The following is a 22,751-nucleotide window of genomic DNA, read 5'->3' as shown; positions in this document are numbered from 1 at the left end:
CTACGCCGCGAAGTGCGGCGCATTGCGCTGCGTCCGGGGCACGAGAGATTGACTAAGACGGCAGCGGCGGCAACGCCGGCGGCTGCCCGGCGTTCGAGGCGGGCTCCGGCTTCGTCAGCGGCTCCTCGACATGGCCGCCCTTGTAGACGCGGGCATAGCGGTGGCCGAGGCTGGTCAGCACCTCATAGCCGATCGTGCCGAAATGGTGCGCGAGCTCGTCGACGGTAATGCCTTCGCCGAGCAGCGTCACCATATGGCCGCGCCGCACCGCGTTCGGCGGCAGATCGGTGATGTCGATCGCGATCAGGTCCATGGAGATGCGGCCCGCGACAGGGCAGCGCTTGCCGGCCACGATGACATCGGCGCCGCGGGTGCCGTCATTGGAGCTGGCGGCGCGGAAATAGCCGTCGGCGTAACCGACCGCGATGATCGCCAGTTTCGTCGGCCGCCGCGCGGTCCAGGTGCCGCCATAGCCGACGGTCTCGCCGCGATCGATGCTGCGGATCTGCACGATGCGGGCCTTGAGGTCGACCACCTGCTGCATCGGATTGTCGGCCTCCGGCGTCGGGTTGACGCCGTAGAGCGCAGCGCCCGGCCGCACCAGGTCGAACTGGAAGGGCGCGCCGAGGAAGATGCCGGAGGAGTTGGCGAGCGCCGCCGGCACGCCTGTGAACTCGCTGGCGATGCTGCGGAAGGCCGCGAGCTGTCTGGCATTGATTGGGCTGTTGAGCTGCTCGGCCGAGACCAGATGGCTCATCACCAGCGTGATGCCGTGATCGCCGGCATTGATCCGGGGGATAATGGCCTGCGCTTCCTGTAGCGTCAGCCCGAGCCGGTTCATGCCGGTGTCGATGTGAACAGCGGCGCCTCCGTTCCACCCCGTGCGGCGGCAGAACACGTCCCATTCGGCGAGCTCGTTGAGGTCGCCGATCACCGGACGGCAATTGATCTTGGCGTAGTGCTCGCCGGTGTTCTGGAAATAGCCGCCGAGCACGTAGATCGTGGGCTCCGGAACGGCGGCGCGCACCTTGCGCGCTTCCTCGATGGTGGCGACGAAGAAGGTCTTGCAGCCGGCTTTGCTCAGGGCGCGCGCGACCTGCTCGGCGCCGCAGCCATAGGCGTCGGCCTTGATCACCGCCGAACATTCGGCCGGCACCGCAGTCTTCTCGAGCTTGCGCCAATTGGCGATGATCGCGTCGAGATCGACGGTCAGCACGCCGCCATAGGCTGCGAGCGCGGCAGCCTGGTTGGCCTCCGCGGAGAGCGGGCCGGATTGCGGGATCGATTTCGGGGCGGACGCCATTGTCATGGCGCCGTTTTACGCAAGAGACCGGCGCCGTTCAACCCGGGGAACAATCTAGTAGTCGCTGCGATCCGGCAGCTGGCCGTCATGCGCGAGGTCGCCGAAGCGCGTGACCGAGGAATCGAAGTGCAGCTCGACGGTGCCGGTCGGACCGTGGCGCTGCTTGCCGATGATGACCTCGGCGCGGCCCACGGTGCGCTCCATGTCGGCCTGCCATTTGGCATGTTCTTCGGTGCCGGGGCGCGGCTCCTTCATGGCGAGGTAATATTCCTCGCGGAACACGAACAGCACGACGTCGGCGTCCTGCTCGATCGAGCCGGATTCGCGCAGGTCAGACAGCTGCGGCCGCTTGTCGTCGCGCGATTCCACCTGGCGCGAGAGCTGCGAGAGTGCGATCACGGGAACGTTGAGCTCCTTGGCCAGCGCCTTCAGGCTGGTCGTGATCTCCGTGATTTCCTGCACGCGGCTGTCGCTGGCGCGCTTGCCCGAGCCCGACAACAGCTGGATGTAGTCGATCACCAGGAGATCGAGACCCTTCTGGCGCTTGAGCCGGCGCGCGCGCGCCATCAGCTGCGCGATCGAGAGGCCGCCGGTGGCGTCGACATAGAAGGGCAGCGACTGCAGCTCGATCGAGACCTGCCGGATCTTCTCGAAATCGGCCTCCGTGATGCCGCCGCGGCGGATGTGGGAGGAGGGAATGCCGGTGCGCTCGGCCACGATACGCGTAGCGAGCTGGTCGGCCGACATTTCGCAGGAGAAGAAGCCGATCACGCCGCCGTTGGCGGCCTTCATGGTGCCGTCGGCCTGAAGCTCCGGCACATAGGCTTGCGCGACGTTGTACGCGATGTTGGTGGCCAGCGACGTCTTGCCCATGCCGGGGCGTCCCGCGACGATGATGAGGTCAGAGGGCTGCAGGCCGCCCATCTTGGTGTCGAGGTCGCGCAGGCCCGTCGAGATGCCCGACAGCTTGCCGTCGCGCTGGAATGCCTTGGCCGCGAGATCGACCGCGACGGTGAGGGCCTGCGAGAATTTCTGGAAGCCGCCGTCATAACGGCCGGACTCGGCGAGCTCGTAAAGACGGCGCTCGGCGTCCTCGATCTGCGCCCGCGGCGCGAAGTCGACCGGCGCGTCATAGGCGACGTTGACCATGTCCTCGCCGATGCCGATCAGGTCGCGGCGCAACGATAGATCGTAGATGGTCCGGCCATAGTCCTGGGCGTTGATGATGGTGGTGGCTTCGGCCGCAAGCCGCGCCAGATATTGGCCGATGGTCATGCCGCCGACGTCGGTATCGGCCGGCAGGAACGTCTTCAGCGTGACCGGGGTGGCGATCTTGCCCATCCGGATCAGGCTGGCGGCGGTCTCGAAGATGGTCTGGTGCAGCGGCTCGAAGAAATGCTTCGCCTCGAGGAAGTCGGAGACGCGGTAGAAGGCGTCGTTGTTGACCAGGATCGCGCCCAGAAGGCTCTGTTCGGCCTCGATATTGTGCGGCGCGCTCCGATAGGCGGGAGTTCCGGCATCGGGCGCGAGTTTGAGAACGTTCGAATCAGTCAGTGCCATGGTCGGACGTGCTTAGCAATTTTCTTGGGCGGATGCGGGGCCGGGATAAAGCGCCGCCTCAGGTCAAAGCGGAAGCAAAAGCTGACCGCTATCAACCGCTCAGTTAAAATGGTGGATGATTAGCAGCCGCAGCATGCGCCGCGCTTGACTGGATTTTGGCGGAAGTCGCTCGGCGCAAACGGGCCGTGGTCGCGCCGCGGAAATATCCTGAAACCCCGTGAACCCCGAGGGCTGACGCGCAGACCTATCGAGAGGCGCGCGAAATGACGCACGCCGGCCGTATTCGGCTCGGCTTCAGACCAGCAGGAGGTAGACCAGCGCGACCAGGGCCGCCCCAACGCCGGTGACGATCAGGGCGTAATCGGTGCGGAGGTCGTCCTGCACGTCGAATGAGGTTGGGGTCTCTTTGCTCATGGCGACGGTCTAAGCCAGGGCCGACCAGACTTATGTGAAGCAGATCACATCTCCCCGGATTCTTTCGGGGTCATGTCGGAACAGGCGAACAGGCAGGGGATTGTCTCATTCCCCGCCGACAGGGATGCGAGGCGCGCGATGCAGCCAGAACGGCAGCACCAGAACTGGCGAAGCGAGGCAGGCAGCCGGCTCTGGCTGACCGGGCTGATCGCCGCCATGAAGCACGCGGAGCGGCCCGAGGTGCGCCGCCAGCCGGTCGCCCCCGAAATCCTGCGGGAATTGCGGGCGCAATTGGCGTTAACGGCGTCTTTCCGGACGTCCGGGGTTTCGACCCTGCGTCACTAGGATCCGGACCTATTCACCAGCCAGTTTGAGTCTCGGCAAGGCCGCGCCCTCGCGCGCCCGCAGCCGGGCTTCCTCCCGCGGGATGTAGTCGCGGGTCATCGGCACCACACCCTGGCGACGGGTAATCTGGATCTGGAAGTTCATCATGGCCTGCTTGCGGAACGTCATCTCGCAGGCCGCCAGGTAGAACTCCCACATCAAGGCGAAGCGCTCGTCGTAGAGCTGCACGGCTTCCTCGCGCCGTGCCATGAACCGATCCCGCCAGGCTTTCAGCGTCTCGGCGTAGTGCAGGCGCAGGATCTCGATGTCGCAGACCAAGAGGCCCGCGCGTTCGATCGCCGGCAGCACCTCCGAGAGGGCGGGGATGTAGCCGCCGGGGAAGATGTACTTGGCGATCCAGGGATTGGTCGAATCCGGGCCCTGCGAACGGCCGATCGAATGCAGCAGCATGACGCCGTCGTCCTTCAGCAGTTCGGCGCAGCGCTGAAAGTAGGTGTCGTAGAATCTTGCCCCGACATGTTCGAACATGCCGACGGAGACGATGCGGTCGAACGTACCCTCGACGTCGCGGTAATCCTGGAGCAGGAATCTGGCCGAGCCCGCCATGCCCTTTTCGGCGGCGCGCGCATTGGCGACCTGCAATTGCTCGGTCGACAGCGTCACGCCGGTGACGTCGGCGCCCGCGATCTCGGCGAGATAGAGCCCAAGGCCGCCCCAGCCGGAGCCGATGTCGAGCACGCGCTGGCCGTCCCTGACGAGAAGCTTCGCGGCGATGTGCCGTTTCTTGGCGAGCTGCGCGTCGTCGAGCGACATCTCGGGCGTCTCGAAATAGGCGCAGCTATATTGCTTATCGGCGTCGAGGAAGAGCGAATAGAGCCGGCCATCGAGATCGTAGTGATGCGCAACGTTTTGACGGGAGCGCGGGCGGGGATTGAACTGCTTGAGGTGCCGCGTCAGGTAGCGCAGGTGCCACCACGGCTTTGCCCATTGCGGCAATTGGTCGGGTTGATCGAGCAGGATCGCGAGGGCATCGGCTATGGTGCCGCGCTCGACCACGAACTCGCCATTCATGTAGGCCTCGCCAAGCCCCAGCTCAGGATTGATGAGGACCTTCCGCTCGGCGTCCACAGTGACGAAGCGGACCGCGACCGGTTCGCCGGATCCGTCGCCGACGGTGAACTTCGACCCGTTCGCGCTGGTCACCGTCAATGACCCGCGGCGGATGAATTGGGATAGGAATCGACGCAACAAACGGTCCATCGGCACTCCTCTCGAGCGAACCCGAAAGATGCGACTACCCGGCCTCTAACACCTGACGCCCAGGCGCCGCAGCGGTTCCTATGCGTTTGCATTCAAATCTAGCGAGCCGGTTCCGGCTGCGCTATTGCGCTGTATTCAAAGTAGATATTCGAAAACCGCTTAGTCACATCCTTGCGCGCGGACCTGCTTCCATTCGCGGCTCAATCGGTTAAAAGGTCACCGCCGCCGCGCCGGATGCCGGCTGCATTCGCAGTCATATTCAACGGAGATCATGGGAATGTCGAGCCGAGCGCTCAGCCTCGCGACGGTGTTGCTTCTGATTGGCTTCGGTGCGGCCGATTCAGTTCTTGCGCAGGCGACGAACCTCGAGGCCGGCAAGACCCCTTCCCAGCTGTTCGCCCAGACCTGCAATGCCTGCCACAAGAGCCCGCGCGGACTGCTGAAGTCCGTGTCGCCCGGCTCGCTGCCGGGATTCCTGCGCCAGCACTACACGACGAGCTCGGACATGGCGGGCGTCCTCTCCGCCTACCTGGTCTCGAACGGTGCCACCGACACTCGGTACCAGGCCAAGGACGCCAAGAAGGACGGCGCTTCGCCGGAGCAGCAGCAGGGCCGACGCTCCCGTGCGCAGGAGGCCGCCAGGCCCGAGGGCGAGGGCGCCACTCCGGCGGCCGAGGGCGGCCGTCAGAAGCGTGCTGCGCGGCCGGCCGAGGACGGCGCCAGGCCGGAGGGACAGGCTGCGCCCGAGGCACGTAAAGGCAAGCGGCGCGCCAAGCCCGGGACGGAGGAAGCCCCGAAGGTCGATGCCGCCGCGCCGGCCGCCGACGACAAGAAGAGCGAGCCGAAGCCGGAGGCCATCAAGTCTGACAGCGCCAAGGCCGAGCCTGACAGCAGCAAAGCATCCGAGAAGCCGGTCGAGGCCAAGCCTGATACTGCGAAGGTCGAGCCGCGTGGTGAAACTCCGGCATCGCGACCCGACCCGGTCCCTCAGGTAACGCCGGCTGCACCTGCTGCCGCGAAGCCTGCCGAGCCGGCGCCGAAGCCCGCGGAAGAGGCTGCTTCCAGGCCGGCCGTGCCCGCAGCCAGCTCCGAGCCGGCGGCCAAGCCGCAGCCGGCCGCGCCCGCAAGTGCTGCAACCCCGCCTGCCGCGCCGGCCGAGTCCTCCGGTCCGCCGGCCCCGCCGATCTCGCGCTAAGTCCCTTACAATCTTGGACCGCATGCGGAGGCCGCCTTGATGGTGGCCTTCGCCTCGTATTGACCAGCTCTAGAGTATTGCTCTAGAGTTGTGCTCCAGGAGGCCGCGATGGCAGCGAGCGTGCGAGACGATCTGTTGGCAGCCGGGCTGATGGTGTTCGACCGCGTCGGCTTCGAAGCCGCGACGGTGGCCGCGATCCGCACCCGTGCGCGCGCCTCCAACGGCAGCTTCTTCCACGTCTTCGGTTCGAAGAAAGAACTTGCGGGTGCGCTGTTTCTGGAGGTCCTGCGGCACTATCACGCCGTGATACTGGCCGCGCTCGATCCCGTCCCCGACGCCGAGCAGGGAATCGATCGCCTGATCCGGGCGCATCTCGACTGGGTCGTCACCAGCCGGCGCGAGGCGCGCTACCTGTTCGAGATCTCGCGCAGCGAATGGGGCGAGGACCTGCGCGAGGCCCAGCGGGCGCAGAATGCGCGGCTTGCCGAAGGCATCGAGCGCTGGCGCGCGCCGCTGGTCGCAAGCGGCGAACTTCTGCCGATGACGCCGGTGATGTTCGTCAGCCAGCTGATCGGTCCGGCGCAGATCTTCTGCCGCGCCTTCCTGTCGGGTCGCGAGCGCACCGATCCGCGCATCGAGGCGGACACGCTGATTGCCTGCGCCAATCGCGCGCTGAGGCCATTCGATCGCATCAACAAGCAATAAGGGGAGACCGCATGCGGGCCGCAGCTGATCCGGACTTTGCGCCGATTGCCGAGCGCATCCACGCCAATGTCGGCCGACAGGGTTTCATGAATCTGGTCGGCGCAAAACTCTCCGAATTGTCGCGTGGCACCTGCACCATCGCCGTGGAGCGCCGGCCGGAGCTGTTGCAGCAGCACGGCTTCTTCCACGGCGGCGTCACCGCCTTCCTGGTCGACAATGCCACGACGATCGCAGCCGCCACCTCGCGCGGCCAGCCGGCGCTGACGGCGGAATACAAGCTCAATCTGTTGTCGCCCGCGGTCGGCGAGAAGCTGATCTGCCGCGCCCGGGTGATCAAGCCCGGCCGCCAGGTCGCGGTGGTCGCGGCCGATGTATTCTGCGTCAGCGACGGCGTCGAGAAGCACACGGCCACCGCATTGGCCTCGATCGCGATGCTGAGCGAGGAGGTCGCTGCGAAAACGAAAAGCCCGGCCGCCTGAGGCAGCCGGGCTTCGTTGTTTCTTCGTCATTGCCGGGCTTGACCCGGCAATCCATCAAGAAGATTCTTTGACGATGGATGCGCGGGTCAAGCCCGCGCATGACGAGTAGCGACTTACTTCTCTTCCGCAGCCGGTGCCGGCACGACGTCCTCGTGCTGGGCTTCCGGATCGAAGAACTCGCCGGCGGCGGCGATCGCCTCGGCGGCCGCGTCGCGATCCTCGTTGCGGGTCGAGATGTCCTCGCCGCGGTTGATGCGCTCGGCCTCGTCCTGGCTGCGGGCGACCGTCACGGTGATCTCGACCTCGACCTCGGGGTGAACGGCAACGGTGACCGTGTGCTTGCCGATGGTCTTGATCGGCGCATCGAGCTGCACCTGCGGCCGGTCGAGATGGACGCCATCGGTCTCGAATGCCATGACGATGTCGCGCACCGTGACCGAGCCGAACAGCTGACCGGCTTCGGAGGCCTGGCGGATCACGATGATGTTCTTGCCCTCGATCTTCTCGGCGACCTTGGACGCTTCGCCCTTGGCCTTGAGGTTGCGCGCTTCGAGCTCGGCCTTCATGCCGTCATACTTGGCCCGGTTGTCGGCGGTGGCACGCAGCGCCTTGCCGCGCTTGAGCAGGAAATTGCGGGCATAGCCGTCGCGAACCTTCACGACTTCGCCCATCTGGCCGAGCTTGTTGACGCGTTCCAGCAAAATGACTTCCATTTCGTTCTCCTTTTGAAGTGCTCTGTTAGGTTTCAGTTTCGGGGTTGAACTCAGGGGGTAGGCAGTGGTGGCGGCTGCCGGCTGCGCAGGTAGCGCGCGCGCAAGCCGAACACAGCATCCGCAAGCCCGAGGATCACAATCGCGACCACGGGCCATCCGAACACGACGACGGCGGCATAGGTCGAGCCAAGCCAGAACGTGCGGCCGTTCAGCGCGAGCGTCAGGGTATGCAATACGGCGAAACCCGCCAGCGCATAGCTCATCATCAGGGCGGCGGTGGCGATCTGCGCCACGATGGCAAGCAGCCCGCCGGTGAAGCAGAAGGCAAGAGAGACGCACAGCACCACCAGCGTCATCTGCGGCAGCTCGGTGGTCTTGAGGTCCGGCCAGGGACGGCGCAGCCGGCCCGACGTCGCGGTCACCTTGGCGCTGAGCCAGAGGTTGAGAGTGAGCGTCATGGTCGCAGCGATGGTGGCGGCGGCCGGTGCGATGCGCACCATCGCGTCGACGAATTGACTGGCTTCGCCCGACGTTTGCGGGTCGGTGGCGCGCAGGAGGCGCATCAGGCCGCGGCGCAACGTGCCGGTGATGGTCTCCGCGTCGGTCCCAAGCGTGAGCAGAGCGGCCATCGTGGTCAGGGTGGCGAAGCCTGCAATCCAGAGCAGGATGCGGCCGACCGGGTACCACTCGATGTCGGGCGCCGCGGAGGTGCCGGTGGCAGGTGCAGCGCTTCCCACCTGACGTCCGAGCAGGACGAGATGGCCGAGCCACCAGGCCGGCAGCGCGACGGTGACGGCGAAGGCGATGCAATAGGGCAGGCCGAACAGGGCGCCAAGGCCGATCGCGGCAGCGATGCCGCCGAGACTGGCGCAAAGCGGGCCCCAGCCGATCGCGGCGACCATCAGAGGGAGCGGAGCGAGATAGAACAGGACGAGCGAGATCAGCGCGCCCGATATGATCGAGGCGAACATCAGGGCCGACGCAGCGCCGGCGATCAGGGCGATCAGTCCAAAGGCCATCATCAGCTGTCCCGCTCCCTTCGAGCGGTTAGAGGCATCGTTTGCCCCAACCATCGGCGACCGGACGACCCGGAAGCCTTATGAGTTCAGAAAAGTCGCGACCGGCGGCGCAAGCGTCCGCCGGTCGAATTGGTCGTATCAGCGAATGACGTAGGGCAACAGGCCCAGGAAGCGCGCGCGCTTGATGGCGCGGGCGAGCTCACGCTGCTTCTTCGCGGACACCGCGGTGATGCGGCTCGGCACGATCTTGCCGCGTTCGGAGACGTAACGCATCAAGAGCTTGGAGTCCTTGTAGTCGATCTTCGGAGCATTGGCGCCCGTGAACGGGCAGCTCTTGCGACGACGGAAAAACGGGCGACGTGCACCAGCTTCAGCCATTGGTCTTACTCCCCATCCGTGGTTTCAGCTTCATCGCGCGGACGGCGCGGACCGCGATCGCCGCGGAAACCGCCCTCGCGGTCGCCACGGAAGCCGCCTTCACGCTCGCCGCGGAAGCCACCGCCGCGATCGTCACGTTCGCGGTCGCGGTCGGCCTTGCGCATCATCGCGGACGGGCCTTCCTCGAGCTCCTCGACGCGGACGCTGAGATAGCGGATCACGTCCTCGCTGATGCGCTCCTGGCGCTCGATCTCGGCGATCGCCGCGGACGGCGCGTCGATGTTGAGCAGCACGAAGTGCGCCTTGCGGTTCTTGTTCATGCGGTAGGTGAGGGAGCGCACGCCCCAATTCTCGGTCTTGGTGACCTTGCCGCCGAGACCCTCGACGATACCGGTCATCTGCGCAGTCAGCTCTTCGACCTGCTGCGGGCTCGCGTCCTGACGCGCGAGAAAAACATGCTCGTAAAGAGGCATGGTCGTCCTTTCCTCATGTTGGCGCATCGCCCGGCGTCAAACCCTTAAGAGGCCTTCGGAAAGGACTCTGGGATCAAGCTCAGAAGGCGGAAACACGGGACGACGGGCCGACTGGCCCTGCCACACCAAAATCACGAATGATTTGCTGAGACCGTCCGTTCAGCTCCCGGCCGGGGTCTGCGGATGGGCGCCTTATACGGATTTTGGCCGGCTTTGCAAGGTTTCATCAGTGGCATCATATTAATTTATTGATTTTGTTGACGAAACAGGATGAGAAGCCTTTACCCTGCCAAGGCGCGGCCCTCGATCAGGCAAAAACGGCCGGCCGGATGGGCGGCGGTGAATTCAAAGCCGGAGCGGGCAAGCAATTCGCGGAATTCGGTGATCGTCCGCTCCTGCCCGCCAGGTCCTCTGAGCATATTGAGATCGCTGAGGGCATGGGCTCTGTCCTCCTCGGTCGCACGCGGCGGATCCGGCATTATCCGTTCAATCAGCAGAATTGTGCCGGTGCCCGGCAGAGCCTTCCGGCAATTGGTCAGGATAACCTCGCTTCGGTTGTCATCCCAGTCGTGGATCACGCTCTTGAGCACAATGGCGTCAGCGACAGCGGGAATTGCGTGAAAGAAATCGCCGCTGATGAAGGTAACGCGATCGTCGATGTGCTGCCCGACGAGATGCGCTCTCGCGCTCGCTTCACATCGCGCCAGGTCAAAGACGAATCCCTGCAGGTTTGGACATGCCTTTGCAATATGTGTCAGGAGTTCACCGGATCCGCCGCCTACGTCCAGCAGTCGGGTGAACCTGCCAAAGTCATATGCGTCGACGATTGACGGTGTGACCGAGCGGGTGAGGTCGACCATGGCGGCGTTGAAGATATCCACATTCTGAGGAGACTGCGCCATCATATCGAAGCTCGACGCAAACCCGCGGAGCTCAGCCGCCGTCTTGCCGCTCTTGATCGTGTCGATCATGCCAGCCCAATTCCTTGCCAACATCTCGACCTCGAAGATCGTCCAGTTTCTAAGGGAGCAGGGGGCATCTGCGTCCAGTGTTGCACCGATCTCGGTGAGTGAATAGCTATCAGGGCCGTCAAGTGACAGAAGATCCAGCGTCACAAGAGCGTTGAGAAAGCGTCTCAGCGCTCCCTTGTCGGCATCCAACGTCCGCGCAAGCTCATCAAGGGCTTTGGGGCCCTGCCGTAGCGACTCGGCGAGTTCGAGCTTCACGGCCACATAGATCAGCGCAGTGATGCGATGAGACTGAATGAGATCGAGGAGTCTGGCGGCGGTGGTTGGCGACGAAGGCATGAGCCACTCCATCTCTATTGAGCGTTGCGGATGTCGACGATCCTGGTGATCTCGGCGAGCCACTGCCGCTGCATCTTGATGCCGGCTCTCAATTGATCAGCGGAGCCGTCCAGGACGTTGTGGCCGCCCGCCTCGAGTTTCTCGCGAACATCCCTCATGGCGCAAACTGCCGCCACGTCCTTCTCGATCTGGGAACGCGTGGTCTCAGGAATTGTGTTACTGCCGAAAATTCCACCAAGGCCGTCGATCTCCAATTCGGGATGGCCGAGTTCGCGCGCGGTCTTCAAGTCCGGCAGCGCGGCGGCTCTTGTCGGATTGAGAACGGCCAGATAACGCGCCTTGCCCATCTGAACGGGAGCTGCCGAGGCGGTAAGCGATGTCACGAGCACCTGAATTCTACCTTCACCGAGATCCGCCTGGGGCTGCGCCGCGTCGCGATATCCAAGGAACGTCATCTGCAAATCGTTGCGCCTGAGAAACGAGGCAAATACGTAGCGAGGCAACGAGGGACCGGAAGTCCATGTAAATTTCCCAGGATTTGCCCGAATGATTGCAATCAGCTCGTCGATACTGTTTGCAGCCAGGGCGTTGCTGACCGCGAGGGTGAGGACGATGGACGTCGTCGACGAGATCGGCTTCAAGTCGTGATCGGGATCGTAGGGCAAATTATCGACCAGCGAGGGCGCGACGGACACAGAATCTGCGACAGTGTAGAGGAGGGTGTGATCGTCGCGCCCGGAAACGACCGATGCGGCTCCTAACGTTCCCTCGGCTCCGGGCTTGTTTTCGACGACGACGGGCTTGCCCCATTTGTTGGACAGGCTCGCTGCAAAGACTCTCGCTGCAGCATCGTTCGCACTGCCAGGCGGGAACGTGACGACGATCTTCACGCTCCGTTCCGGCCAACCAGCGTGTGCAGCGCCGCTGGTGACCTGCTCAAGCAGAACCACACAAAACACCGCCAGCCAGAGATGCCATTTGTTCGAACGCGCAGTTGCTTCACGTGTGCGAGAGTGGGTTGCAGGTCTGACAGGAAGATATGCCGCTAGCATTGCGTGCTCCTCAGTTCCCGAGTTGGCTGGTCTTTCGGTTGGGCGGTCGCCGGCCGTTGCCTGGCTTTGCATAGGCTCCGTTCGACTCCACGACGCGGGTCAGGAGGTCGATGAGCAGCTCTTGCTCCGGCCTGGATAGAGTTTTCAGCAGCCGATCCTGTGCGGAGAGCAGCACCGGACGCAGCCTCTCGCGCAGCTTTCGCGCGCGGCTGGTTGGGTTGACGTGGTGGGCGCGGCGATCTTCGGGAGACGCCGTGCGCACCACAAGTCCCTGTTGCTCCAGAAAATCGATCATCTGTCCGAGGCTGACGGGATCGGTGCCCGTTCGTCGCGCAAAATGACGCTGCGTGCGTCCCGGCTCCTCCAGCACAGCCACGAGCACGCCCCAAAGGAGGGGGGTCAGGTCTTCCCTCGTCAGGATTTCCGATGTCACGCCGAGGCAGATCTGATGAAAGCGCCTCGCCAAATGGGCTGGAACGCGGTGCGACGGCAGGACTGACAACTCATCCATGGTCCACCTAACTAAGTATTCTTATGATTAGAATACTTACCTTTTGTGCTGAGCACAATGGCCTTCTGGCAGCATTGCGGTTGATGCGGTTGCGGCTTGATTTGTTTGTTTGTATATCATACAAATAACTCAAAATGAGGCGTCGATGGTGACCAAATCTGTCCGAACGCCCACAGAGGCAGCGCTCGACGATCCGAAGCATGCTTCACGCGCGACGCGGTCGGCTGGCCGCAGGATGCGCTCGCTGCTGCTGGATGCCGCGAGCCCGCTGTTTCGCGAGCGGGGGCTGTCCGGCACGGCGATCACCGACATCGCGGCTGCGGCGGACGCATTCCCGAGCCAGATCACCTATTACTTCCGCACCAAGGAGGCGCTGTTCGTCGAATGCGCCTGCCGCGATCTGTTGTACCTGGCGCGCGCCACCGAGCAGGCGGCGCTCAAGGCGCGGACGCCCGGGGAATACACCCACGCGCTGGCCGAGACCGTGACGGCGAGCGATTCGGTCGCCTTCTTCGCCGAGGCGCTGACGCTGACGCGGCGTCGCCAGGATCTGGCGCCACTGGTGGAGCGCACCATCGAGCGCCTGCACAGCGAGGGTGCGCGCGCTTATGCGGGGCAGGTCGAGCGGCACGGCTGGCGCTCGCTGCGCGCGCCCGACGAAAGCTCGCGGCGCTTCTGGGCGGTCGCCATCGGCGTCATTCTCGAAGGCTATGCGATGGGCCGCTCGCCCGAGGAGCTTTGCGCCGAGATGCTGCGCGTGCTGGGCGAGCAGGCGAAATCCAGTGGCGACACCGGGCGCCTGCGTCTCGTCGAGGCGCGTGAGGCATCCGACCATTCGAATGGAAAGGGTTAGCCATGACTGCGCTTCGCATGCGTGCCCGCGATTTCCTGACCGATGATCAATTGGCCGAGGTGCGCCAGCGCGCGACGTGGAAAGGCGCCGCGCTGATCGCGCACGCCTGGGCGCTGATCATTGGTGCCATCGCGCTGGTCGCGTGGTGGCCCAATCCGCTCACCTATGTCTTCGCCGTCGCCATCATCGGCTCGCGCCAGCTCGGCCTTGCGATCCTGATGCATGACGGTGCCCATGGCTGCCTGTCCCCCGACGAGAAAACCAATCTGGCGCTGAGCCAGTGGTTCTGTGCCTATCCGCTGTTTGCGGAAACGCGCAGCTACCGCCGCTATCACCTTCAGCACCATGCGCGCACCCAGCAGGAGGACGACCCCGATCTCGTGCTGTCGGCCCCGTTCCCAATCACCAAGTTGAGCTATCGCCGCAAGTTCGTCCGCGACATCACCGGGCAGACCGGCTATCAGCAGCGCAAGGCGCAGCTGCTCAACGCGCTGGGACCAAGAGACTGGCCGTGGCGGCAGCGTGCGGCGCATTTCTGGGAGAAGCTCGGCCCGCAATGTGTGGTCAACGCGATCATGTTCGCCGCGTGTGCGGCGGCCGGCGTGTGGTGGGCCTATCCGTTGCTATGGCTGGTACCGCTGCTGACCTGGATGATGGTCATCACCCGCATCCGCAACATCGCCGAGCACGCCGTCGTCCCCGATAGCAGCGACCCCTTGCGCAACACGCGCACGACGCATGCCAATTTTCTCGAGCGCCTGTTCATCGCGCCGTATTACGTGAACTTTCACCTCGAGCATCATCTGTTGTTCTACGTGCCCTGCTACAATCTGCCGAAGGTGCACCGGCTATTGAGTGCGAGCCGGTACGCGGGCCGCATGGAAGTGCAGCCGAACTACGCTTCGGTGCTGCGGTTGGCGACGGCAAAGCCGGACCGCGAGGATCGGCCGGGACAACTCGTCAGCAGTGCGCGCCGCGCGCGAGCAGGTGCGGTCGTCGATGCCAACCAGACCGCGGGCGGGTTTTGAGGCTTATTCCCCGTTGAATGCGGCTCCAAGTTCCCGTCTTGGCTTGACAGTGCGGCCCCGGACGGTGTCTACGGCCCCCTTTGGAGCATGATCCGGAACCATGGCCCAAGGCCGGGCGTAATCGGCTGTCGGTTCTCGACAGGGATCATGCCTGACAGCAGGGAGCGCCGATGACGGCTGCATTCACATTTCCTGGGCAGGGTTCCCAGGCGGTCGGCATGGGCAAGGCCCTGGCCGACGCCTTTCCGGCGGCGCGCGCCGTGTTCGATGAGGTCGATGCCGCGCTCGGCGAGAAGCTGACGGCCATCATCTGGGACGGTCCGGCCGAAACCCTCCAGCTCACCGAGAACGCCCAGCCGGCGCTGATGGCGGTGTCCATCGCGACCTTGCGCGTGCTCGAGGCCGAGGCTGGTTTTTCCGTGGGACGAGACGCTGCCTTCGTCGCCGGCCACTCGCTCGGGGAATATTCGGCGCTGGCAGCGGCCGGCAGCCTGACGGTTTCGGATACCGCGCGTCTGCTTCGCACCCGCGGTCTTGCAATGCAAAAGGCCGTCCCGGTCGGCGCCGGCGCGATGGCCGCGCTGCTCGGTCTCGACTACGAGGCGGCCATGGAGGTCGCGGGCGAGGCGGCGCAGGGGCAGGTCTGCCAGGCCGCCAACGACAATGGCGGCGGCCAGGTCGTCGTCTCCGGCGACAAGGTCGCGGTCGATCGCGCCGTCGAGATCGCCAAGGCTAAGGGCGCCAAGCGCGCGATGCTGCTGCCGGTGTCCGCGCCGTTCCATTGCAAGCTGATGCAGCCGGCTGCGAATACCATGGCGGAGGCGCTGTCGAAGGTCACGATCAAGGCGCCGGCCGCGCCGCTGGTGTCGAACGTGCTGGCGAGCGCCATCACCGATCCCGACGAGATCCGCCGCCGCCTGGTCGAGCAGGTCACCGGCACGGTGCGCTGGCGCGAGTCGGTTGCTTACATGGCCGGGCAGGGCGTCACCCGCTTCTTCGAGATCGGCGCCGGCAAGGTGCTGACGGGTCTCGTCAAGCGCATCGCGGACGGCGCCGTCGGCATTGCGGTCGGCGGCCCGAACGATATTGCCGCCGCCAAGGATGCATTGGCCGCTGCCAAGCAGGCTTAAAGGAGTCCATCAATGTTCGATCTGACTGGCCGAAAGGCGCTCGTCACCGGCGCGACCGGCGGCATTGGCGGTGCGATCGCGCAGGCGCTGCACGCGCAGGGCGCCACCGTCGCCATATCAGGGACGCGCAAGGAGGTGCTGGACGAGCTTGCCGGCAAGCTTGGCGAACGCGCCTTTGTATTGCCCTGCAATCTCTCCAAGGCCGACGAGGTCGAGGCGCTGGTGCCGGCTGCGGAAGCGGCGATGGGCCAGGTCGACATTCTCATCGCCAATGCCGGCATCACGCGCGACAATCTCTTCGTGCAGCTTCGCGACGAGGACTGGGACGAGGTCATCAACGTCAATCTGACCGCCACCTTCCGCCTGGCCCGCGCCGCGACCAAGCTGATGATGCGCAAGCGCTTCGGCCGCATCATCGCCATCACCTCGGTGGTCGGCGTCACCGGCAATCCCGGGCAGGGCAATTATACGGCGTCGAAGGCCGGCCTGATCGGCATGATCAAGACGTTAGGGGCCGAATACGCCAAGCGTGGCGTGACAGCGAACTGCATCGCGCCGGGCTTCATCAAGACGCCGATGACCGATGCGCTCAACGACAAGCAGCGCGAAACGATTCTGACCAAGGTTCCCGCCGCCCGCCTGGGGACGCCCGAGGACATCGCGGCGGCCGCCGTCTATCTGAGCTCGAACGAAGCATCCTATGTCACCGGGCAGACCATCCACGTCAACGGCGGCATGGCCATGATCTGACGCCGCGTGCCGCGCCGCCTGTCAGGGCGGTGCGGCATGCGGCAAACGGCCGTTTCCGATGCGAAATGAGGCTTGTAGTCAAGGCAATTGAAGTATGATAACCGGACCTTCAACGGATGGGCAAAGAACGCCATTGCAGGTTTTTGAAACCCTGTATATTGGCGATGCGGAGCCTTTGGCCGTCGTTCGCCGGGGCCTGCATCGGTTAGGATGGGTCCAAATCAAAGTTCGTAAGCGAAGGCAGTCAAACGACCACGACGGCTCGTATCGTCCCGGGGGGTCGGGTCTACAGGGAACAACACGAGGTTAAGCAATGAGTGACATTGGCGAGCGGGTTAAGAAGATCGTGGTCGAACACCTTGGTGTTGAACCCGAGAAGGTTGTCGACAACGCGAGCTTCATCGACGACCTCGGCGCCGACAGTCTGGATACCGTCGAGCTGGTGATGGCGTTCGAAGAGGAATTCGGTTGCGAGATTCCGGACGACGCTGCGGAAACGATTCTCACCGTCGGCGACGCTACGAAGTTTCTCGAGAAGAACGCGAAGAGCTAAGGCTCTTCAATTTCGCGGGGACAACATTGAAACCGGACGGGCCGCTTCGCAGCGGCCAGCCGGTTTCTTGTTATTGGCCGTGAATCTGTCGATGCGGAGTTTTCGGATATGAGGCGGGTCGTCGTCACGGGTCTCGGCATGGTCTCGCCACTCGGCTGTGGCGTCGAGCCGACCTGGAAACGCATCCTCAACGGCGAAAGCGGTGCGCGCAGGATCGAGAGCTTCGATGTCTCCGATCTGCAGACCAAGATCGCCTGCACGGTCGTGCGCGGCGACGGGTCGAACGACAGCTTCAATCCCGACAAGTGGATGGAGCCGAAGGACCAGCGCAAGGTCGACGACTTCATCATCTTCGGCATGGCCGCCGCCGGCCAGGCGCTCGACGACGCCAACTGGCATCCCGAGTCCGAAGAGGACAAGTGTGCGACCGGCACCATGATCGGCTCCGGCATCGGCGGCCTCAACGGCATCGCCGACACCGCGATCCTGCTGAAGGAGCGCGGACCGCGCCGGGTCTCGCCGTTCTTCATTCCGGGCCGCCTGATCAATCTCGCCTCCGGTTACGTCTCGATCGCCCACGGGCTGAAGGGACCGAACCATGCGGTGGTCACGGCCTGCTCGACCGGCGCGCATGCGGTCGGCGATGCTGCCCGCCTGATCGCGCTGGGCGATGCCGACGTGATGGTCGCGGGCGGCGCCGAGTCGCCGATCAGCCGGATCGGCATTGCCGGCTTCAACGCCGCGCGCGCGCTCTCGACCGGTTTCAACGAGACGCCCGAGAAGGCCTCGCGTCCCTACGACAAGGACCGCGACGGCTTCGTGATGGGCGAGGGCGCCGGCGTGCTCGTGCTGGAAGAGCTGGAGCACGCCAGGCGCCGCGGCGCGAAGATCTATGCCGAGGTGATCGGCTACGGTCTTTCCGGCGATGCCTATCACATCACCTCGCCCTCGCCCGACGGCGACGGCGGCTTCCGCAGCATGTCGGCCGCGCTGAAGCGCGCCGGGCTGACGCCGTCCGATCTCGACTACATCAACGCGCACGGCACCTCGACGCCGCTCGGCGACGAGATCGAGCTCGGCGCGGTCGAACGTCTGCTCGGCAACGCCGCCTCCAAGGTCGCGATGTCCTCGACCAAGTCGTCGACCGGGCATCTGCTCGGTGCGGCCGGTGCGATCGAAGCGATCTTCGCGATTCTGGCGATTCGCGATAATGTCGTGCCGCCGACGATCAATCTCGACAATCCGTCGGTCGAGACCGCGATCGACCTCGTGCCGCACAAGGCAAAGCAGCGTGAGGTCAACGTCGCGTTGTCGAACTCTTTTGGTTTTGGCGGTACCAATGCGTCGGTGATCGTCCGGCGCCTAGTCAGTTAGTTTGTGTTTGAGACGAATCCACCGTTTTGCCGTATTCGGCGATAGTCATGGACGTGGGCGCGTGCGTTTTTGGCAGGGCAAGCGATTGTCGGGCCGCGATTGAACCGGCAGGATTCAGGTTGTTTCGATGAGTGAAAGGCCGCCCATTTCACCCCGGAGTCCGCGGGCCGCGCTCGAGCCCGAGCAACTCCCGCCGCCGCCCAAGCGGTCGGACCGTGCGCGCAATCCGTTCGTCATCGTCGGCAACGCCATCATCACCCTTCTGCTGATCGCCATGCTCGGCGCCGGCGGCGTCTATTATTACGGCCGCCAGGTGCTCGAGGCGCCCGGACCGCTGAAGGAGGACAAGATCGTCAACATCCCGCAGCGTGCGGGCAAGCGCGACATCGCCGAGACGCTGAACCGGGAAGGCGTGACCGACGTCAATCCCTGGGTGTTCATCGCCAGCGTCGCCGCGTTGAAGGCGAGCTCGGACCTCAAGCCAGGTGAGTATTCGTTCCAGAAGAACGCTTCGCTGCGTGACGTCATCGCGACCATCGTCGAGGGCAAGGTGGTGCAGCACGCGGTCACGATACCGGAAGGCCTGACCTCCGAGCAGATCGTGGCGCGGCTGTCCGACAACGACATCTTCACCGGCAGCGTGCGCGAGTTGCCGCGCGAAGGCACGCTGCTGCCGGAGACCTACAAATTCCCGCGCGGCACGACGCGCGAGCAGGTGGTCCAGCGCATGCAGCAGGCGCACAAGCGCGTGCTGACGGAGATCTGGGAGCGCCGCAATCCGGACATTCCGGTGAAGACGCCGGAGCAGCTGGTCACGCTGGCGTCCATCATCGAGAAGGAAACCGGCAAGGCGGACGAGCGAAGCCGCGTCGCCGCGGTGTTCGTCAACCGGCTGAAGCAGCGGATCAAGCTGCAGTCCGATCCGACCATCATCTACGGCCTCGTCGGCGGCAAGGGCACGCTGGGCCGGCCGATCAAGCGCAGCGAGATCACGCAGCCCTCGCCCTACAACACCTATGTGATCGAGGGCCTGCCGCCGGGCCCGATCTCCAATCCGGGCCGCGCCTCACTGGAGGCCGCCGCCAACCCGGCCCGCACCCGCGATCTCTATTTCGTCGCCGACGGCACCGGCGGGCACGCCTTCACCGAGACCTACGACGCGCACCAGAAGAACGTCGCCAAGCTCCGCGCGATGGAGAAGCAGATCCAGAACGACACGGTCGAGCCGGCCGAGGACGCGCAGCCGCCGGCCGTTGCTGCGCCTGGCGCCGCCGACGCGCCGACCGCGACCACGCCGGCACGGCCCAATCAGCAGAAGAAGCCGCCGTCGGCGCGCCCGGCCGGTCCAGCCAATTCCGCACCGGCCCGGCAGGGCGCAGTGCAGGCCTCGCCGCCGGTAGTCCAGCGCTAGCCTTGCACGCAGACCAGCTGCGGGCATTGCGGATTCCACTTTCCGGCAAAATAGTCTTAAGATTCGCGTGGCTTGATGGCCTCGCGAATCCCGTGTTCCTGGAGAATCTGAACTGATGGCGCTGTCGTCCATGACCGGCTTTGCGAGAAGCCACGGCGCGAGCGGGCCGTACACGTTCGAATGGGAATTGAAGTCGGTCAACGCCAAGGGCTTCGACTTGCGCGTGCGGCTGCCGCAGGGGTTTGACGAGCTCGAGGCCCATGCCAAGAAGCGCGCGGGCGAGCTGCTCTCGCGCGGCACCGTCTACGCCAATCTCAACGTCAAGCGCACCAACGCCACGGCAACGGTGCGCGTCAACGAGGACGTGCTCAACGCGGTGCTGAAGGCCGCCGCGCTGATCTCGGGAAAGGTCGACGCAGTCGCGCCGAGCATCGACGGCCTGCTCGCCATCAAGGGCGTCGTCGAGGTCGCCGAGCCCGATGGCAACGAGGAGGAGGACAAGGCGGCGCGCGCCGCGGCGGCCGAGGCCTTCGACAAGGCGCTCGACGAGCTCGTCGCGATGCGCAAGCGCGAGGGCGCCTCGCTCGGGCAAATCCTGACCCAACGCGTCGACGAGATCGAGCAGCTGGCGAAAAAAGCTGAAGCCGCGCCCGGCCGCAAGCCGGAGGCGATCAAGGCGAAGCTCGCTGAACAGATCGCAGCGCTGCTCGACACCTCCGACCGTTTCGATTCCGACCGCCTGATGCAGGAGGCGATCCTGATCGCGACCAAGTCCGACATCCGCGAGGAGCTCGACCGCATCGCCTCCCACCTCGCGCAGGCACGCGAGCTGATCGGCAAGGGCGGCCCGATCGGGCGCAAGCTCGACTTCCTAGCGCAGGAGTTTCACCGCGAGGTCAACACCTGCTGCTCGAAGTCGAACGACATCGAGCTGACCAACACGGGCCTCGCCATGAAGAACGTGGTCGAGCAGTTCCGCGAGCAGGTGCAGAATCTGGAGTGATCGATGACGACGGGCGGTCACGGAACTGACGGTGTCGAGCGGCGCGGATTGATGTTCGTGCTGTCCTCGCCATCCGGCGCGGGCAAGACGACACTGTCGCGTCTTTTGATCGAGCGGATGCCGGGCCTCAAAATGTCGGTCTCGGCGACCACGCGGCCGATGCGCCCGGGTGAGGTCAATGGCAAGGATTACACGTTCGTCGACAAGACGACGTTCGATGCAATGGTCAAGGCCGACGAACTGCTGGAATGGGCGACGGTGTTCGACAACAGCTACGGCACGCCGCGCGGACCCGTCGAGGCGGCGCTGTCTGCTGGCCAGGACGTGCTTTTCGACATCGACTGGCAGGGGACCCAGCAATTGAAGCAGAAGGCGCGCGCCGATGTCGTCAGCGTCTTCATCCTGCCGCCTTCAGCAGCCGACCTCGAGAAGCGCCTGCATTCGCGCGCGCAGGATTCCGACGAGGTGATCCGCAAGCGCATGAGCCGCGCCAGTGACGAGATGAGTCACTGGGCCGAGTACGACTACATCGTGATCAACCACGCGGTCGACGAGGCCTTCGCCGAGGTGCAGTCGATCCTGAAGGCCGAACGCCTCAAGCGCGAGCGGCGGATTGGCCTCGTAGGCTTCGTGCGAAGTTTGCAAGGTCAGCTTCAAGGTTAGGCCGCGACAGGCGCGGCCCTTGCTTGGCCAGCTGTTCCAGCATCGTCGTGATGCCGTCGACGTCGACGGCATCGGCATCACGACCTGCCGGCGCGTCATTGTTAGCCTTGCCGATCTCGCCGGCGCCGAGCTTGGGCGCTGCGGCGACGGGCTGGAATATCTTCTCGACCATCTCGTTCTCGACCTTGTTGCTTCTGGTCTCGGCGGGCTCTGCGGCCGGAGCGGCGGCACGTTGCCTGCGCGCGTCGATCAGCTCGATCTCGCGGCCGATCGCGGCGAGTTTCGTCGCTTGTCTTGTCGGTTGTGGACGCGCCGCATCGAAGTCGATCGGGCGCGGCGGCTGGGCGGCGGCCGGCGGTGAATCGCGCCAGGGAGCACGGCTTCCGTCCTGGTTCTGCGCTTGCCAATCGTCCCAACGCCCGTGACGGTCCGCCGACCGGAGGCGGACGCGCGCTCCGGCGAAACGGTAGATGAGGCTGGCGAGGATTCCAGCGAGCGCCAGCGCGCCGCCGATCACGAGCAGCAGCGTCTGCAGCGAGCCGGTCGGCTTGTCAGTCGGGCTGTTGTCGGTCGCAGCGAGTGCCACGGGCGAGGAGGATTTCGAAGGCTTTGCGCTCGGCTGCGCGGCCGTCGCGGCAACGGTCGGTGCCGGCGGCGGGGCGGGGGGAGCGGACGTCGTGGAGACATCGGGCCAGGGTGCGGCGCCGGCGGGTTGCTGCGCGTTGCCGTCAGCGGCCTGGTCCGTGGATTGTTGGACCGGTATCGCAGGGGCGGCTTGCGCAGGAGCGTTCGGCGTCTTGGGGGCGGCGCCGCTTCGCTGCGTGAGATATTCGGCACGTGCGTCCTGCACCGGATGCTGCTGCGGGGCCGGTGTATCTGCGGTCGGCGGATCGCTCGTGGTCTGCGCAGCCTGCGCGGTCCTCGCGCCCTCCTTCTCACCGGCGGCGCGCAGATACCAGCACTTCCGCTTCGTCGTGCGATCGAGGCGATAATACCAGTGCTGGCCCTGCGGCGCGGCATCCTTCGGCGAAGCCAGGCAGTCGGGTGCCGCGTTGGCCGTGCTCGATGGTGCAGGCGCGTTCTGCGACACCGCGGCCAATGGCGCGCCGGCAATGATGCTGCCGACCAGCGCGGATACGAACTTTGCGGTGCGGTTGCCCATCCTGGTCTCCCGGTTACGCATGACGCAACTCTTAACCACCCCTTTGTCATCAAAGACTTGGGTGGCAATGAGCCGCAAATCCGGAGAGGATGTGGCTTGAATCGGGCCTG

Annotated in this window: 24 protein-coding genes; 13 read left to right on the top strand and 11 right to left on the bottom strand. The window is 64.9% G+C overall.

Features of this window, described 5'->3' with window-relative positions; genetic code table 11:
* Positions 1-52 precede the first annotated feature (52 nt).
* Together alr and HZZ13_RS03390 are read right to left on the bottom strand one after the other, a co-directional pair.
* On the bottom strand, positions 53-1,303 hold the full coding sequence (alr, locus tag HZZ13_RS03395; RefSeq protein ID WP_197958510.1) for an alanine racemase: 1,251 nt from the start codon (positions 1,301-1,303) through the stop codon (positions 53-55).
* 54 nt (positions 1,304-1,357) lie between these two features.
* Entirely contained in the window at positions 1,358-2,863 is a 1,506-nt protein-coding gene (locus HZZ13_RS03390; protein WP_197958243.1) for a replicative DNA helicase, read from the bottom strand.
* A gap of 486 nt (positions 2,864-3,349) precedes the next feature.
* Between HZZ13_RS03390 and HZZ13_RS03385 the strand changes: the two genes are divergently transcribed.
* Positions 3,350-3,622, top strand: a complete 273-nt coding sequence (locus HZZ13_RS03385; RefSeq protein ID WP_246504286.1) for a transcriptional regulator — start codon at positions 3,350-3,352, stop codon at positions 3,620-3,622.
* A gap of 9 nt (positions 3,623-3,631) precedes the next feature.
* On the opposite strand, the gene HZZ13_RS03380 is transcribed toward HZZ13_RS03385, so the two are convergent.
* Positions 3,632-4,882 carry a cyclopropane fatty acid synthase gene (locus HZZ13_RS03380; RefSeq protein WP_197958242.1) on the bottom strand — a complete coding sequence of 417 codons (1,251 nt, stop codon included), beginning with the start codon at positions 4,880-4,882 and terminating at the stop codon, positions 3,632-3,634.
* A gap of 277 nt (positions 4,883-5,159) precedes the next feature.
* On the opposite strand from HZZ13_RS03380, the gene HZZ13_RS03375 reads away from it, so the two are divergent.
* From HZZ13_RS03375 to HZZ13_RS03365, 3 genes are all read left to right on the top strand, one after another.
* Entirely contained in the window at positions 5,160-6,077 is a 918-nt protein-coding gene (locus HZZ13_RS03375) for a hypothetical protein (RefSeq protein WP_197958241.1), read from the top strand.
* A gap of 108 nt (positions 6,078-6,185) precedes the next feature.
* The gene (locus HZZ13_RS03370; protein ID WP_197958240.1) at positions 6,186-6,782 is read left to right on the top strand and encodes a TetR/AcrR family transcriptional regulator; all 597 of its coding nucleotides are present in this window, start codon (positions 6,186-6,188) and stop codon (positions 6,780-6,782) included.
* Between the two features lie 11 nt (positions 6,783-6,793).
* Positions 6,794-7,261, top strand: coding sequence for a PaaI family thioesterase (locus HZZ13_RS03365; RefSeq protein ID WP_197958239.1), 468 nt, complete (start codon positions 6,794-6,796; stop codon positions 7,259-7,261).
* Between the two features lie 113 nt (positions 7,262-7,374).
* On the opposite strand, the gene rplI is transcribed toward HZZ13_RS03365, so the two are convergent.
* The 7 genes from rplI to HZZ13_RS03330 all read right to left on the bottom strand — a co-directional run bounded on the left by rplI (position 7,375) and on the right by HZZ13_RS03330 (position 12,714).
* Positions 7,375-7,974 carry a 50S ribosomal protein L9 gene (gene rplI, locus HZZ13_RS03360; protein WP_197958238.1) on the bottom strand — a complete coding sequence of 200 codons (600 nt, stop codon included), beginning with the start codon at positions 7,972-7,974 and terminating at the stop codon, positions 7,375-7,377.
* A 50-nt stretch (positions 7,975-8,024) separates the two neighbouring features.
* Positions 8,025-8,996 (bottom strand): DUF2232 domain-containing protein, encoded by a 972-nt coding sequence (locus HZZ13_RS03355; RefSeq protein WP_197958237.1) that lies wholly within the window; start codon positions 8,994-8,996, stop codon positions 8,025-8,027.
* A gap of 135 nt (positions 8,997-9,131) precedes the next feature.
* Positions 9,132-9,371, bottom strand: coding sequence for a 30S ribosomal protein S18 (gene rpsR, locus HZZ13_RS03350; RefSeq protein WP_007592020.1), 240 nt, complete (start codon positions 9,369-9,371; stop codon positions 9,132-9,134).
* A 5-nt stretch (positions 9,372-9,376) separates the two neighbouring features.
* The gene (gene rpsF / locus HZZ13_RS03345; protein WP_024338128.1) at positions 9,377-9,844 is read right to left on the bottom strand and encodes a 30S ribosomal protein S6; all 468 of its coding nucleotides are present in this window, start codon (positions 9,842-9,844) and stop codon (positions 9,377-9,379) included.
* 281 nt (positions 9,845-10,125) lie between these two features.
* Complete coding sequence (locus tag HZZ13_RS03340) at positions 10,126-11,151, bottom strand: methyltransferase (RefSeq protein WP_197958236.1); 1,026 nt, start codon at positions 11,149-11,151, stop codon at positions 10,126-10,128.
* A gap of 14 nt (positions 11,152-11,165) precedes the next feature.
* A complete protein-coding gene (locus HZZ13_RS03335) occupies positions 11,166-12,041 on the bottom strand; it encodes a Bug family tripartite tricarboxylate transporter substrate binding protein (protein ID WP_311972593.1) in 876 nt (291 codons plus the stop codon).
* Between the two features lie 172 nt (positions 12,042-12,213).
* Positions 12,214-12,714, bottom strand: a complete 501-nt coding sequence (locus HZZ13_RS03330) for a MarR family winged helix-turn-helix transcriptional regulator (protein ID WP_197958234.1) — start codon at positions 12,712-12,714, stop codon at positions 12,214-12,216.
* Positions 12,715-12,859: 145 nt separating this feature from the next.
* Here HZZ13_RS03330 and HZZ13_RS03325 point away from each other — a divergent pair, with 145 nt between their 5' ends.
* From HZZ13_RS03325 to gmk, 9 genes are all read left to right on the top strand, one after another.
* The gene (locus HZZ13_RS03325; protein WP_197958233.1) at positions 12,860-13,567 is read left to right on the top strand and encodes a TetR/AcrR family transcriptional regulator C-terminal domain-containing protein; all 708 of its coding nucleotides are present in this window, start codon (positions 12,860-12,862) and stop codon (positions 13,565-13,567) included.
* A gap of 2 nt (positions 13,568-13,569) precedes the next feature.
* Complete coding sequence (locus HZZ13_RS03320; protein WP_197958232.1) at positions 13,570-14,595, top strand: fatty acid desaturase family protein; 1,026 nt, start codon at positions 13,570-13,572, stop codon at positions 14,593-14,595.
* Positions 14,596-14,765: 170 nt separating this feature from the next.
* Positions 14,766-15,725 (top strand): ACP S-malonyltransferase, encoded by a 960-nt coding sequence (gene fabD, locus HZZ13_RS03315; protein WP_197958231.1) that lies wholly within the window; start codon positions 14,766-14,768, stop codon positions 15,723-15,725.
* Positions 15,726-15,737: 12 nt separating this feature from the next.
* On the top strand, positions 15,738-16,475 hold the full coding sequence (gene fabG, locus HZZ13_RS03310; RefSeq protein ID WP_197958230.1) for a 3-oxoacyl-[acyl-carrier-protein] reductase: 738 nt from the start codon (positions 15,738-15,740) through the stop codon (positions 16,473-16,475).
* Between the two features lie 313 nt (positions 16,476-16,788).
* A complete protein-coding gene (locus HZZ13_RS03305) occupies positions 16,789-17,028 on the top strand; it encodes an acyl carrier protein (protein ID WP_008551805.1) in 240 nt (79 codons plus the stop codon).
* Between the two features lie 108 nt (positions 17,029-17,136).
* Positions 17,137-18,402 carry a beta-ketoacyl-ACP synthase II gene (fabF, locus tag HZZ13_RS03300; RefSeq protein WP_197958229.1) on the top strand — a complete coding sequence of 422 codons (1,266 nt, stop codon included), beginning with the start codon at positions 17,137-17,139 and terminating at the stop codon, positions 18,400-18,402.
* A gap of 127 nt (positions 18,403-18,529) precedes the next feature.
* A complete protein-coding gene (gene mltG / locus HZZ13_RS03295) occupies positions 18,530-19,813 on the top strand; it encodes an endolytic transglycosylase MltG (RefSeq protein ID WP_197958228.1) in 1,284 nt (427 codons plus the stop codon).
* Positions 19,814-19,928: 115 nt separating this feature from the next.
* Positions 19,929-20,816, top strand: coding sequence for a YicC/YloC family endoribonuclease (locus tag HZZ13_RS03290; RefSeq protein WP_197958227.1), 888 nt, complete (start codon positions 19,929-19,931; stop codon positions 20,814-20,816).
* A gap of 3 nt (positions 20,817-20,819) precedes the next feature.
* A complete protein-coding gene (gene gmk, locus HZZ13_RS03285; RefSeq protein WP_197958226.1) occupies positions 20,820-21,479 on the top strand; it encodes a guanylate kinase in 660 nt (219 codons plus the stop codon).
* On the opposite strand, the gene HZZ13_RS03280 is transcribed toward gmk, so the two are convergent.
* Positions 21,412-22,641: a hypothetical protein gene (locus HZZ13_RS03280; RefSeq protein WP_197958225.1), complete on the bottom strand. Its 1,230-nt coding sequence runs from the start codon at positions 22,639-22,641 to the stop codon at positions 21,412-21,414. The two genes, gmk and HZZ13_RS03280, sit on opposite strands and share 68 nt — an antisense overlap.
* Positions 22,642-22,751: the final 110 nt, after the last annotated feature.

It is taken from the genome of Bradyrhizobium agreste, assembly GCF_016031625.1.
GTDB lineage: Bacteria > Pseudomonadota > Alphaproteobacteria > Rhizobiales > Xanthobacteraceae > Bradyrhizobium > Bradyrhizobium agreste.
The sequence above is the reverse complement of the archived record's forward strand: the minus strand, read 5'-3'. Positions and strand labels throughout refer to the sequence as shown.